The following is a 13,563-nucleotide window of genomic DNA, read 5'->3' on the forward strand; positions in this document are numbered from 1 at the left end:
AATAGATAGCCATGGACGAACCTGAAACCGCCACCAGCCCCTTGCCCCGGCTCCAACAAACCCGGGTGCAGCTCCTCATCGGAGTCGTCGCGGGCGTGGTTCTCGCCGTAGCACTCGGCCAGCTCATCCCTTGGACGCTCGCATCCATGGCCGGGGTGATCCTCGCCGAATGCGTGTTCCTCGTCCTATCGCTGCGGGTCATTGTGCCCATGGATCCGCAACAGACTGCCGATAATGTGCTCAGCGAAAACCTGAGCCCGCTGGAAGATGAGCTGGTGCTCGTCGTGGCATCGGCCGCTGCCATCATCAGCCTCGTCGTGCTCGGCTTAAGCCAGCATCACGGCAGCGCGCAGGAAATCACCGCGGCCGTGTTCATGCTGCTGGGCGTGTTCGGTGCCTGGGCCTGCGTGCAGCAGACCTACTCGATTCACTACGCCTACCTCTACTACCTCGAAGACGATGGTGGCGTGAACTTCCACGAAGAAGACGAGTCGGTCAAGCCCCGTTTTACCGACTTCATGTACCTCAGCTACTCCATCGGTATGACCTACGGCGTGACCGATCCGGAGATTACGTCCCAGGCGGTGCGCTTCACCGTCCTGCGACACTCCGTGCTCGCTTTCGTCTTCGGCATGGCCATCCTGGGCGCGGCGATCAACCTCATCGCGGGAATCTTCCAGTAACCCCAAGGCAGCTGAGACCCCCGATTCGACGGGGCGCCTATCTCACAGCGTCCCCCACAGCATTCCCCACAGCATTCCCCACAGCGTCCCACAAATCAGTACAATTGAGCACCGTGACTAACAAGACTGCAACCGCAATTCTGCACACCAACTACGGCGACATCGCCGTGGACCTGTTTGGCAACCACGCTCCCGAGACCGTGGAGAACTTCGTGGGCCTGGCCAAGGGCACCAAGGACTACTCCCAGCCCAACGCCTCCGGCACCAACGAGGGTCCGTTCTACGATGGCGCCATCTTCCACCGCATCATCGACGGCTTCATGATCCAGGGCGGAGACCCGACCGGCACCGGCCGTGGCGGCCCCGGCTACCAGTTCGGAGACGAGTTCCACCCGGAGCTCCAGTTCGATCGCCCGTTCCTGCTGGCCATGGCAAACGCTGGCCCCGGCACGAACGGTTCCCAGTTCTTCATCACCGTGACGGCCACCCCGCACCTGAACAACCGCCACACCATCTTCGGTGAGGTCACCGACCCCGATTCCCAGAAGGTCGTTGCCAAGATCTCCCGCGTAGCCACCGACCGGATGGATCGCCCGAACGATGACGTGGTCATCGAGTCCATCGACATCCAGGAATAATCCCTGGACTGTCACCAACGTCTTCATCGCGGCGTGCTGCGCCGTGTACGTGGTGACAGTCATTCAGTCCGGCAACATCACCGAACCACTGACCAGCCACCGCTTCCTCAACCCCGCCAGCCATCACGTTGAGCTGCTCGGGGGCGAGGGGCTCGGCTGGTTTTTGCTGTTCGACGCCGGATCGGTCACCGCCTTCGGGCAATGGTGGAGGATCCTCACGGCAGCGCTGGTCCACCTCAACCCGGCGCACCTGATCTTCAACATGATCCTCATCTACTTGCTCGGGCGTGAGCTGGAGCGAGCCTACGGCGGCGTGGTCATGCTGAGCCTCATGGTCGCATCCGCCTCCGGCGGAGCCCTGGCCTGCATGCTCTTTGCCCCCAGCACACCCGTCGGCGGTGCCTCCACGGTGGGTTACGGCATGTTTGCCATGATCCTAGGCCTCGCCCGCTCCCGGCATGAGGATCTCCGCGCGCCCATCGCCCTCATCCTTGTGAACTTGGGCTACTCCATGTTCGGCAATGTGTCACTGTGGGGGCATGTCGGAGGCCTCGTGGCCGGCGGTATCCTTGCCGTGGCCATATCCCGCAGCCGCACGAAGGTGGGGGCGGGGCTGGTGGCGTCGGATATGACAAGCACCACCACAGAAAAAACCACCGCGATTGTGATCGCGGCGGTGATCTTCGGGATAGCTGCCTGGATGGGCCTGGGCGGGCACTACCCACCCGGCGGGCTGCTGGCTACTTCCAGCCCATGGTCATAAGCAATCCGGCGATGAGCAGCGCAAAGCCGATGAGGTAATTCCAGGCGTTGAGCTCCGCCATGAACGGAATCTCCGGACCGGCGATGTAGTTCACCACCAGCCACGCCAAGCCCACAACCATGAGGCCCAGCATCAGCACGATGTACCACCGCGGCGTACCCGTGGAATTCAGCTTCACCGGAGTGCGGTTATCCGCACCCGTGGAGGCAGCAGAGCTGGAAAAGTTATCGTCAGAAGAATTGACCTTGGACTTTGGCATCGTGGAACCTTCGAGACCTAGGGGAATGCGAATTGGTGTACCACGCGATCTTATCAGCACACACGGCACGCTAAAATCAGGCGCATGCGCATCCTGGTGATAGATAACTACGACAGCTTTGTCTACAACCTCGTCCAATACATCGGACAACTGGGGTTTTCCGGCGACAGCTGCACCGTGTGGCGCAACACCGATAGCCGCCTCGGCACCACCAGGGACCAACTCGCCGAGGTGCTTTCCACCTTCGACGCCATCCTCATCTCCCCCGGTCCCGGAGAACCCAGCCAGGCTGGCAAGACGATGGAGGTCATCGAGGTCGCTGCCGAGCTGCGCATCCCGCTGTTCGGCGTGTGCCTGGGCCACCAGGCCATCGGCAAGCACTTCGGCGGGGACGTGGTGCGGGCCGACGAGCTGTTCCATGGCAAGACCTCGCCGGTGGAACACGACGGAACCGGGGTGCTCGTGGACGTGCCCAGCCCGTTCCGCGTGACGCGCTACCACTCCCTGACGGTGGATCCGGAGACTCTACCTGACGAGCTCGTTGTCACGGCGCGCAGTGACTCCGGGATGATCATGGCGATGCGGCATGTCGAACTGCCGATCCACTCCGTGCAGTACCACCCGGAGAGCGTGATGACGCAATACGGGCACCGGATGCTCGCCAACTGGTTGAACCTGGCGGGGGCAGAGGTACCGGAGCGCCTGGTGGAGGAGCTGGAGCGGGAACAGCTGGCCGTGACGGGGCTGATCAGCGCCGAAGCGTCGATGCTGTAGGGGGCTGTAGGGAGCTATAGGGGGCCGTTGGGGGGCTTGCTGCGCTAGGGCAGCAAGCTGAAGACGTATACGTCCACGGTGATGGGCTGATCCTTATTAATGACCTGGCCGGCCTTCACCGACTGCTGGGCAACCTCGTCGGCGCGGGTGACGTCTGGGGTCTTCACATCCCTGCGCTGCAGCTGGCTCGGGGAGCCCTGCCAGCCGGCGGCGCGGAGAGCCGCGTCCACTTCGCTGAACTTCTTGCCCTGCAGCGACGGCATCTGGAACTGATTGCCCTTGGACACCTGGAGGGTCACCTGAGAACCCTTCGGCAGGCGCTGCCCCTCGCTGGACGCGGAGATCACGCGGCCTTCCGGCTCCGGGGAATCCACCTGCTGCACGGTTACCTGGAAGCCCGCGGCCTCGAGGTTTTGGCGCGCGGCATCAACGTTCTGGCCCTTGACCATCGGCACCCGGACGTCTTCCGGGCCGGTGGAGACGGTGATCGTGACCTTCGTGCCCACAGACACCTGGGAACCCTGCGGTGGATTCTGCGTGATCACCTGACCAGACGGCACGGTTGCGCTGGCCTCCTCCTTGACCTCGGAGTTCAGCTCTAAGCGGGCATCCTTCAACGTGCGGGAAGCCTGCTCGGTGGTCATGCCGGTGAGGTCGGGCACGTCCGTGATTTCCTTGCCGCTGGAGATGAACAGCGTGATCGTGCTGCCCTTCGGGGCGGTCGCGTTGGCTGCGGGATGGGTACCCACGGCCTTGCCGCGCGGAATCACATCGTCGTTGCGGTCTTCCGTGTTCACGTCGAACCCGGCGCTCTCCAGCGCCTTCGTCGCGTCCTCCCGGCTCTTGTTGGCTACGTCCGGGATGCGGATCTGCTCCTGGGAAGAACTCGAAGAGCCATCGCCGCCATCCGTGAATGCGGTGTAGGCGAAAATGCCGCCACCAATGAGCAACAGCAGAGCCAAGATCCACAGCAGTGGCACCCACGGGCGCCGGCGTGGCCGCTCTTCTTCGTAGTCTTGGTAACCCTCGTCGGTGTCGTAGTCCTCGTAGCCGCCGGACTCGTCACCCTCGTAATGTTCGAAGTCGTTGTAATCGCCGTTGTACGGGTTATCCGTGTAGGGATTGTTCGGGTACGCATTGCCCGGGTACTTATCACCGTTGCGCGCGGCGGCCTCGGCGTACTCCGGCGGCTGGAAGCCAGCGGCGCCTGCAGCACCCGCAAGGCCAGCCGCACCGGCTGCGGGCAAGACCGATGTGGCGTGCGCCCCACCATTGCCCTCGCCGTTGGAGGTGTAGGCCTGAGCTACGAGCGGAAGCTGGTCGTTGGCGAGGCGGCCCAAGTCGGTGGACATCTCCTGGGCATCGTCGTAGCGATCCGCAGGGTTTTTCGCCATGGCCGTAAGCACGATGGAATCCAAGCTCAGCGCCTCGCGCTTGGAAAGATGCATGCCCGGAAGCTGCGAGGGCAGTTGCGGCTCGTCCTGGACGTGCTGGAATGCCACCGAGAACGGGGATTCGCCCTTGAACGGCGGCTGGCCGGTCGCGAGCTCGTAGAACACACAACCCGCCGCGTAGATATCCGACCGCGCATCCGCCGACTTGCCCCGAGCCTGTTCGGGGGAAAGGTACTGAGCGGTGCCGATGACCGCCGCGGTCTGCGTCATCGCTGCGGAAGAATCGGACAGCGCCCGGGCGATACCGAAGTCCATGACCTTCACCGCGCCGGTGTTGGTGATCATGATGTTGGCGGGCTTAATGTCCCGGTGGATGATGCCCGCTTCGTGCGAAAAGTGCAGCGCAGAGCATACCTGGCTCATCACATTCGCGGCATCGTTGAGCCGCATCTTCCCGGATTCCTGCACAATCTCGCGCAGGGTTTCGCCGTGCACGCGCTCCATGACGATATAGGGAACCGCGCCTTCGTTGTCCGGGGTCTGGCCGGTGTCGTACACCGCCACAATCGCAGGGTGGTTTAACTTCGCCGCGTTTTGCGCTTCGCGGCGGAAGCGCTCCAGGAAGGTGGTATCGCGCGCCAAGTCCGGCCGCATCATCTTCACGGCGACATCGCGGCCCAGCAGTTCGTCTTCAGCGGCGTAGACGTCGGACATACCGCCCGTGCCGATTTTGGCTCCCAGGCGGTAACGCCCGCCAAGGGTTGTGCCAGTTCGGTCCACGCCGTGCTCCTTTGCGAATCGGTCTGCTGTATCTGTTCTGTCTATCTGGGTCTCTCTGTGTCTACCCGGCTCGTGCGGACACAGTTGACCTAACGAATCTTAGTCCACTTTAGTTCGCCGACCTAGTTTAATTACCTGTCAATCACCTGTACTGCCTGTGTTTATGCAGGTAGAACCATCATCGCGCTATCCGGTGGCGGTTCCCGGGTTGGACGGCGACCCGACCATGTTCGTTCCCGCCGTGGTGCCGGTGCTCGCGGTGTTCGTGGTGCCGCCCGTACCACTGTTGCCTCCGTTGCCGCCAGCTCCCTGGCCCTGGTTCTGGGCTCCACCGCCGGACTCGCCCGAGTTCCCCCCACCGGCTCCGCCACCCGGCAGGTCGCCAGTGTTCGCCGTATTCGTGGGGTTCGGGCTGGGCCGGGCCGGCTCGGTGCTGGGCAGTTGGGTCGGCTGCTCCTCGGTGGTGGGCGCCTCGGACGTGCGCTCGGGCTGCTGTTGCTGCGTGGTGCGCTGCGGGCGCTGCGGTGCCGGATTAGCCGGCCGCGCAGGCTCGTTGCCCTGATTGGGCTCGCTGGTGACTTCGCTGGTCACCGTCATCGTCTCTTTGTTCGGCGCAGCATCGTCCTTGCCGCTCGCCCACAGGTAGGCCGCAAGAATAAGTGCGAGCACCGCTACGATCCCGAGCACAATCACCGGCGTGGCACCGGAGGACTTCTTGGGCTTCTTTTTTGTCGACGCCGCCGCGCCCGCACCTGCCGCAGCCCCAGACGCGGCTACCGCCGGCCGTGCTCCCGTGGGCGCGGGGCGGCCCGAGCCAGCACCTGGACCAACACTGGGTCCAGCACCCGGTCCCTGCATCGGCGGTACGCGAGTGCCCTGCCCATGAGCGACCGTGCCCAACTGCTCAGTGAGCGGGTGCGGATCCATGCTCACTGCGGGCACGTTGTGCGGCTGCGGTGGGCGCTGGCCCTGGGCCACGAGTGCCGCGGCGGCCGCGAGCTCGGCACCGTCTGCGTACCGCGTTTGCGGATTCTTGCGCAGGCAGATGTTGATGAGCTCCTGCATGTGCGGACTAATGTTCTCCGGCAGCGGTGGCGGCGCGCTGGAAATGTGCTTGATGGCCACGGATACCGTGGACTCTCCCGTGAACAAGCGGTGACCCGCGAACATCTCGAAGCCGACCACGCCGAGCGAGTACACGTCCGAGGCCGGGCCGACCGACTGGCCTTGAGCCTGCTCTGGGCTGACGTACTGCGCGGTGCCGACCACCATTCCGGTGCGGGTCAGCGGCACGGCTTCAGCAGCCTTGGCGATACCGAAGTCCGTCACCTTCACCACACCATCGGAGGTGATGAGGAGGTTGCCGGGCTTGATGTCACGGTGCACCATGCCGGCCTCGTGAATGGCCTTGAGGCCCAAGGCAGCCTGCACCAGCACGTCCAAGGCGAGCGCCTCCGGCAGGACGCGCTCGCGGGTCAGCACATCCGCCAGGGATTCACCGCGGACGTACTCCATGATGATGAAGCAGAAGACCGTGCCGCCGTTTTGCACCTCGCCGTAGTCGTAGGTCTCCACGACGTTTTCGCTGTGCAGACGCGCCGCCGCATGGGACTCGTTGCGGAAGCGGGTACGAAACTCCGGGTTGTCGGTGTATTCCGGCTTGAGGATCTTGACGGCAACGTCCCGCTCGGTCTGCGTGTCCCACGCCAACCACACGGTCGACATGCCACCGCGGCCGATGATCCAGTTCAGTTCGTACCGGTCACCCAAGAGCTGTTGGGTGCGTTCGATGTCCGTGCGGTCGGGTTGGCGCTGGAGATCTTCATTGCTCATAACGGGTTACTGCTGCTCCTGCTCCGCTGCTCGGATGACGGCGCGGCCGATGGGTGCGGCGACGGATCCGCCGGTTGCGGCCTGACCCCGGTCGCCACCGTTTTCCACGAGAACCGCCACGGCGACATCCTTCGTGGTGGAAAAGGCAATGTACCACGCGTGGGGCTTGGAATCGCGGGAGTCCTCACCGTGCTCGGCGGTACCGGTCTTGGAGGCGATGGTGGAATCGCCGCCGGCCCACTCCTCAGCCTGGACCATGAGGCCCTTGATGGTCTCGGCCACCTCCGGGGGCACAGCCTGACCCTCGGACTTCGGCTTGGTCGTGCGCAGCGTCGCCATATCCGGGCCGGTGACCTGGTGGATGAGGTGTGGCTCCATCCGCTTGCCACCATTGGCGATGGTCGCGGCAATTACAGCATTCTGCAGCGGCGTGAGGGCCACGTCGCGCTGACCAATCGCCGACTGGGCAAGCGCCGGCTTGTCCGGAATCTCACCGATCTGGGACGTCTGCACGGGCAACCCGAGCCCATCGATGGGTTCGCCCACGCCAAACTTCCGAGCCACATCCTTGAGCGCATCGGCGCCGTGGCGCATGGCCAACTCCGCGAAGGCGGTGTTGCACGACCGGCGGAACGCATTGAGCAGCGTGGTGGTATCGCCACCGCCGCAGCGGGTGCCGTCGTAGTTCTCCAGGGTGGTCGTAGTGTCAGGCAGGGTGATCTGCGGTTGGGCGGTCACCGTCGTATCGGGAGTATCCCCGGCCTCGAGGGCCGCCGCCGTGGTGATCACCTTGAAGGTGGAGCCGGGGGGCTGGATCTGCTGGGTGGAGCGATTGAGCAACGGCGAGGACGGATCGTTGGCGTAGTTCTCAAAGTTGGCCTGATCAGTCTCAGCATCCGGGCCCGTGATGAGCGACGGGTTGAACGACGGCGTGGAGGCCATCGCCAGGATCTCACCGGTCGAGGGCTTGATGGCCACCACAGAACCGGAGTAGCCCTTCTGCGCGAGCTGCTGATAAGCCACGTTTTGCACGCTTGGTATCAGCGTGAGATCCACGTTAGCGCCGGCGGGTTCCTTACCCGTCAGCATGTCCCACGTCTGCTGGGCGAACAGCGAATCATCCTGGCCCGTGAGGATCGAGTTCTGGCTTGCCTCGATACCCGCCGCGCCGAAGCGGTCGGACAGGTAACCGACAACGGAACCGAACGCCGCCGGATCGTAGGGATACTCGCGGTTGTAGAAGCCATCGCTGTCCTTCACGGACTGCGCGAGAACCTGATCCCCGGCGGTGATCCGGCCACGCTCCTGAGTCTTCGCCTCGAGGAACTGGCGGGTATTGCGCGGGTTTTCAGCAAGGGATTCCTGCTGGAAAACCTGAATGTACGTCAGGTTAGCGATGAGGATCGCCACGAGGACGAAGCTAAAGATGGTGACTGCACGGATTGATCGGTTCATGAATCATCACGTCCCTTCACCGCCAGGGGAGCCCGGGCGGAATTCGAAATGCGCAGCAGGATTGCCAGCAAGATGTAGTTGGCGAGCAGCGAGGAACCACCGTGCGCCAAGAATGGGGTGGTCAGACCCGTCATAGGCAGCAGCCTCGAAACACCGCCCGTGACCACGAACACCTGGATGGCAATCGTCAGCGACAGGCCAGCCGCCACGAGCTTGCCGTAAGAATCCTTGGCCTGCATCGCAGCAATGAAGCCGCGGGAGACGAATACCGCGTACAGCAACAGAATCGCGGCCAGGCCCACCAGGCCGAGCTCCTCGCCGATGGCCGCGAGGATGAAGTCGGAATGAGCGACAGGAATCTTGTTGGGGTAGCCCTCGCCCAGGCCGCGGCCGGTAATGCCACCAAAGGACAGGCCGAACAGGGCCTGCGATAGCTGGTAGCCGTTGCCGTCGATGTGCGACAGCGGGTCGATGAAGTTCGAGACGCGATCCTGAATCTTCGACGAGATCTGGTACACGCCCACCGCGCCGATCGCTGCCAAGCCCAAGCCGAGCACCAGCCACGAGGCGCGGCCCGTGGCGATGTACAGCATGCCCAGCACAGTGCCGAACAGCAGCAGGGCCGGGCCGAAGTCGTTCTGTGCAGCCATGATGAGCAACGCGATACCCCACACGAGGAACAGCGGGCCCAAGTCGCGCAAGCGGGGGAACTGCAGGCCCATAAAGGACTTGCCTGCCACAGTGAATAGCTTGCGTTTGTTCACCAGCAGCGCGGCGAAGAACAGCAGCAGCATAATCTTCGCGAACTCACCCGGTTGGATCGAGAACGGCCCGATGCTGATCCACACGTTGGCGTCGGCGTTCAAAGAGGTCGGCCAGACAATCGGCAGTGCCGACAAGATCAGACCCAGCAAACCCAGCAGATACGAGTAATTCTGCAGGGTGCGGTGATCGCGCAGGAAGATGATGACCAAGCACAGCAAGGCCACGCCCACGACCGTCCACATGATCTGAGACGTGGCCAGGTTCAGCCCCGAGCTCAAGTCGAGCCGGTAGATCATCACCAAACCGACGCCGTTGAGCAGTGCGGCGATCGGCAGCATGATCTGGTCGGAATCAGGTGCGGCCCAACACATGACGAGGTGGGCGACGAGGAAGATGAGGAAGAACCCGCCAACCAGGTAAAACACAGTACTGGATAGCTCATTGCCCTGGGAGATCTCCAAGGCGATGATCGCGACGAGCAAGACGAGAGCGGCAAGAAGCAGCAATCCCGCCTCCGTGCGGCGGCCAAAAAGTTTCATGGTCTACTTCACCTCGCGGCAGGACACACCGGGAGTCGTGAGATCTTCCGGAGCGGCTTGGGTGCTTGATGGTGATGCGGAGGAATCGCCCGGCTGGGCGCTTGGCGACGCGCTTGCTGAAGCACTCGGGGCGGCGCTTGGCGACGCACTCGAAGAAGGCTTGTCAGAAGGCTTGTCACCGGGTGCGCGGTCGGCACCGTTCGACGGCACGCGCGTTACACATACCGGCAACGTCTGTGACGCCAAACGCGTGATCTGCGACTCGGCGGAGTTGTAGCTGCCCTCCGGAAGATCCTCTAGCGCGCCACGGGCGGCCGGGGTCAGGTCGGAGGTCAAGAACCGGTGGCAATTGTCCGTGGAGTTGGGATCAATGAGCGTGACCTTGCCGGACGAATCCAGGCAGGCCCGCTGATACACGGTGTTGAGGGCGAAGCCCAGCACGGTGCTGTTCGTACCGTTGCGGATGATGATCTGATCATCCTGCTGTGCCACGTAATACGTGTCCTTGATGCGCTGGTACATGACCACGCCGGTGGCGCCGGCGGCCAACAGTAACACCAAGATGATCGACAACGTGACCCACATGCCCTTGCGGGACTTCTTGCCATCCGTGCCGTTATCTCCGCTGTGTCCGCCCTGATCGGCTTCCGCAGCGCCGGCGCTTTCCGGCACGGGCTCAGCCGCCGCGCGGGGTCGGGAGTTGGTGGTGCTCAGGCCCTTGATCGCTGCGGCGCGAGCGGCCGAGCTGTTGGGGCGGGGGAACTCCTCGAGCTGGTTGCCCACCGCGCCGGCGAGAACCGGTGCCGTGGGCAGGGTGATGGAGCTATCAACGGGAGCGTTAGCTTCTTCGTCGAAGCCCACGACATCGGCCACGACCACCGTCACGTTGTCCGGGCCGCCGCCGCGCAGAGCCATCTCCACGAGCTTGCGAGCCGCCTTGTCCGGGGTGCCGGTCGACAGGATCTCCTGGATCGTCTCGTAGCTCACCGGGTCCGACAGGCCGTCGGAGCAGAGCATGAAACGGTCACCGATCTGCGTTTTCTCGGTGAACAGCGTGGGCTCCACCGGGCGGCCGGTGAGCGCCTTGAGGATGAGCGAGCGCTGTGGGTGGCTGGATACATCCGAGGCATCAAGCTTGCCCTCATCCACGAGGGACTGGACGAACGTGTCATCCTTCGTGATTTGTGTGAGCTCGCCATCGCGCAGCAGGTAGCCGCGCGAATCGCCAATGTGGCACACGCCAACCTCGTCGGCGCGGAACAGCATCGCGGTGAGGGTACAGCCCATGCCCTCGAGATTCGGGTGCTCGTCTACGTGCGCCGCGATGGCCTGGTTGCCTTCGTCGGCGGCGGTGGCGAGCAGGGTGACGAGCCGCTCGCGCTGCTCGGGATCGTCAATGAGCGGCGTGTCCAGCGGGCTCAGCGAGTTGATGAGGAACTGGCTGGCGACCTCGCCGGCTGCGTGCCCACCCATGCCATCGGCGAGGGCAAGCAGCCGCGGGCCGGCGTAGGCGGAGTCCTCGTTGTTGCCACGCACCAAGCCCTTGTCGGAGCAGACGGCGTAGTTCAGTGTGCGGGATTCCGTCATCCGTCCATCCTCACGTGTGTCTGGCCGATGCGAATCTCCATGCCCGCGTGCAACTTCTCCGGCTGATCGATGCGCAGCGTGCCGATCCACGTTCCGTTGCGGGAGTCTTCGTCCTCAACGAACCAGTCCGAACCCCGCTTGATGAGCCGGGCGTGGGTTCCGGAGGCGAAGTCGTCCTCCAGCACCAGGGTGCAGGAGCTGGAACGGCCAATGCTTACTTCCTCGTATCCCTCGAGGTCGAGGGTGGTTCCCGTCAGCGGCCCAGAGGTGATCTCTAAGGAGCTGGGTGCCTTGTTGCGCCGGAATCCGTGCCCGCCCGGTTCGGGAGCGTTGTATCCCACGGGCGGCCCGTTGAGGGGCGCGGCGGCGGAACCAACGGTGCTGAGCGCGAGCCCAGAGGCCCGGTCTGCGTCCTTCTTCAGCGAGCGGAGTGTCATCCAGATGAAGAACCACAGCAATAACAGCAGGCCGATTTTGACCAGCAGTAGAAGTGTGGTCTGCACGGTGTTCATCTCCTTCAGCGAAGCCGGTTGGCACAGCAGGGCGAGCTCGCGGGCCACGCTCACGCAGAACCGCGCGAGAGAGCTACTGTGCTTGGGGTACCTGAATAGCCTAGTTCAGATCAACGTCCAAGAATAGCCACACCGAAAACTGTTGTGCTCCCTGCTGAGCGTTGTCCTTATCGGTGTGCCGATTGATCTTCGTATCGACGTCACCCCCACCGCCCTGACCAGCACCGCCGCTGAGGCGGTGACCGGGGGAGTGGCGGCTAGCTGAACCGAACTTCGATCTCTGAGTGGCCGAGGGAGATGATGTCCCCATCCGCGAGCAGCCAGTTCTCAATGGGGATCTCGTTGACGGTGGTGCCGTTGGTGGACTGCAGATCGGTGAGAACGGCATCGAAGCCATCCCAGGCGATGTCGGCATGCTGGCGCGAGACACCCGTGTCGGGGATGCGCAGGTCCACACCGTTTCCGCGGCCGATGAGGTTGCTGCCCTGGCGTAGCTCGTAGGTACGGTCGGAGCCGTCGCGGAGCTTGAGCGTGACGGTCATGGCGGACGAGCCGTTGGGTTCGCCATTGCCGCCGCGGATTGGCTCGTCCGGCACGGATTGAGCGATGACCTCGGTACCGGGGTAGCTGATCGGGGGCTCGGGTAGGTCGTCCGAGTCGCTCGAGCTATTCTGCGCGCTCACGGGTTCGCCGCCGTGGAGGTCGCCACCGTGCGGATCGCTCTGGCTCTTCTCCTTGCTGCGGTCTTTGTCCTCTTCGAACGCGCGGTCGCCGCGCACGAGATCAGCGAGGCCACCGGCTGCGGCGCCAGACGCTGCACCGGCAGCTCCGGCTGCCGAGCGGGATGCGGCACTGTCCGAATCCCGCGACACGTTGTAGTCCTGGGACACCAGGGAGCGCTGCGAGGCCTCACGCTGGGGCCACTCAGGGCGCTCTTCCGGGGCCTGCATTCGCTGGCCGGGGTAGGAATCTGGGTAGGAACCATCAGGGGTTCCACCATCTCGGTACCGCCCCTGCGGATCGGAGGAATCGCGACCGTTGGCGACCGCGGAGTCACCTTCCCCAGTGCCCGCGGTGGCGTCGGCCTTCTTCTTATCCTTGGGTGCGTTGAAACGCGCATCGACCCGCAACTGTCCAGAGTGGAGATCCTCGTGGGAATCCACATCGACCTGGATCGGGCCATTGGCGTGCCAGCCCTGGTTGCGAATGAAACGGCTCAACCGGTCATTGAGCTCATCGGCCAACCGAGGACGGTTCTCGGTGAGGCTGTGGTAATCGCGCTCGCTCACGAGCACCCTGAAGTAGCTCGGCGCCAACTGCCGACCGCGGGAGTCGATCATCACCGACTCTTCGGCCTGCTGCTTGAGTACTTCGTCAATCTCGGTTGGGACTACTTCGCCACCGAAGACTCGCGCGAAGCCGTTGTCTAGCCCGCGTTGGAGCGAACTATCTAGCTTCTTGAATCTTCCGAACAGATCCATTGTCTGCCATCCTTCCTGTCGGTTGGCGTTGTACGGCCGGTGTAAATCGCTAGATTCTCTTTTCGATCTCTGTGGTGTCCGCGCGGATGGCGACCGTGCG

At 63.6% G+C, this 13,563-nt stretch carries 12 protein-coding genes; 4 read left to right on the forward strand and 8 right to left on the reverse strand.

What is annotated here, in order from left to right:
- Positions 1-11: 11 nt before the first annotated feature.
- The 3 genes from LA343_RS02165 (at position 12) to LA343_RS02175 (ending at position 2,084) form a co-directional block, all read left to right on the forward strand.
- Positions 12-683 carry a DUF1345 domain-containing protein gene (locus LA343_RS02165; protein ID WP_025401727.1) on the forward strand — a complete coding sequence of 224 codons (672 nt, stop codon included), beginning with the start codon at positions 12-14 and terminating at the stop codon, positions 681-683.
- A 113-nt stretch (positions 684-796) separates the two neighbouring features.
- Positions 797-1,321: a peptidylprolyl isomerase gene (locus tag LA343_RS02170; protein ID WP_025401728.1), complete on the forward strand. Its 525-nt coding sequence runs from the start codon at positions 797-799 to the stop codon at positions 1,319-1,321.
- Entirely contained in the window at positions 1,284-2,084 is an 801-nt protein-coding gene (locus LA343_RS02175) for a rhomboid family intramembrane serine protease (RefSeq protein ID WP_052337488.1), read from the forward strand. Before LA343_RS02170 ends, LA343_RS02175 begins: the two co-directional genes overlap by 38 nt.
- Here the strand turns inward: LA343_RS02175 and crgA are convergent.
- On the reverse strand, positions 2,062-2,343 hold the full coding sequence (gene crgA / locus LA343_RS02180) for a cell division protein CrgA (RefSeq protein ID WP_025401730.1): 282 nt from the start codon (positions 2,341-2,343) through the stop codon (positions 2,062-2,064). The two genes, LA343_RS02175 and crgA, sit on opposite strands and share 23 nt — an antisense overlap.
- An 84-nt stretch (positions 2,344-2,427) precedes the next feature.
- Here crgA and LA343_RS02185 point away from each other — a divergent pair, with 84 nt between their 5' ends.
- A complete protein-coding gene (locus LA343_RS02185) occupies positions 2,428-3,117 on the forward strand; it encodes an aminodeoxychorismate/anthranilate synthase component II (RefSeq protein WP_025401731.1) in 690 nt (229 codons plus the stop codon).
- Between the two features lie 44 nt (positions 3,118-3,161).
- Here the strand turns inward: LA343_RS02185 and pknB are convergent, their stop codons facing one another.
- The 7 genes from pknB to LA343_RS02220 form a co-directional block, all read right to left on the reverse strand.
- Entirely contained in the window at positions 3,162-5,291 is a 2,130-nt protein-coding gene (gene pknB / locus LA343_RS02190; RefSeq protein WP_025401732.1) for a Stk1 family PASTA domain-containing Ser/Thr kinase, read from the reverse strand.
- A 186-nt stretch (positions 5,292-5,477) separates the two neighbouring features.
- Positions 5,478-7,124, reverse strand: coding sequence for a serine/threonine-protein kinase (locus LA343_RS02195; protein ID WP_025401733.1), 1,647 nt, complete (start codon positions 7,122-7,124; stop codon positions 5,478-5,480).
- Between the two features lie 6 nt (positions 7,125-7,130).
- Entirely contained in the window at positions 7,131-8,579 is a 1,449-nt protein-coding gene (locus LA343_RS02200; protein ID WP_025401734.1) for a peptidoglycan D,D-transpeptidase FtsI family protein, read from the reverse strand.
- Positions 8,576-9,883: an FtsW/RodA/SpoVE family cell cycle protein gene (locus LA343_RS02205; protein ID WP_025401735.1), complete on the reverse strand. Its 1,308-nt coding sequence runs from the start codon at positions 9,881-9,883 to the stop codon at positions 8,576-8,578. Before LA343_RS02205 ends, LA343_RS02200 begins: the two co-directional genes overlap by 4 nt.
- A gap of 3 nt (positions 9,884-9,886) precedes the next feature.
- Positions 9,887-11,470 carry a PP2C family protein-serine/threonine phosphatase gene (locus LA343_RS02210; protein WP_025401736.1) on the reverse strand — a complete coding sequence of 528 codons (1,584 nt, stop codon included), beginning with the start codon at positions 11,468-11,470 and terminating at the stop codon, positions 9,887-9,889.
- A complete protein-coding gene (locus tag LA343_RS02215) occupies positions 11,467-11,973 on the reverse strand; it encodes an FHA domain-containing protein FhaB/FipA (RefSeq protein ID WP_025401737.1) in 507 nt (168 codons plus the stop codon). Before LA343_RS02215 ends, LA343_RS02210 begins: the two co-directional genes overlap by 4 nt.
- A gap of 266 nt (positions 11,974-12,239) precedes the next feature.
- On the reverse strand, positions 12,240-13,463 hold the full coding sequence (locus LA343_RS02220) for an FHA domain-containing protein (protein WP_025401738.1): 1,224 nt from the start codon (positions 13,461-13,463) through the stop codon (positions 12,240-12,242).
- Positions 13,464-13,563: the final 100 nt, after the last annotated feature.

The sequence above is a fragment of the Corynebacterium falsenii genome, assembly GCF_020099275.1.
Taxonomy (GTDB): domain Bacteria; phylum Actinomycetota; class Actinomycetes; order Mycobacteriales; family Mycobacteriaceae; genus Corynebacterium; species Corynebacterium falsenii.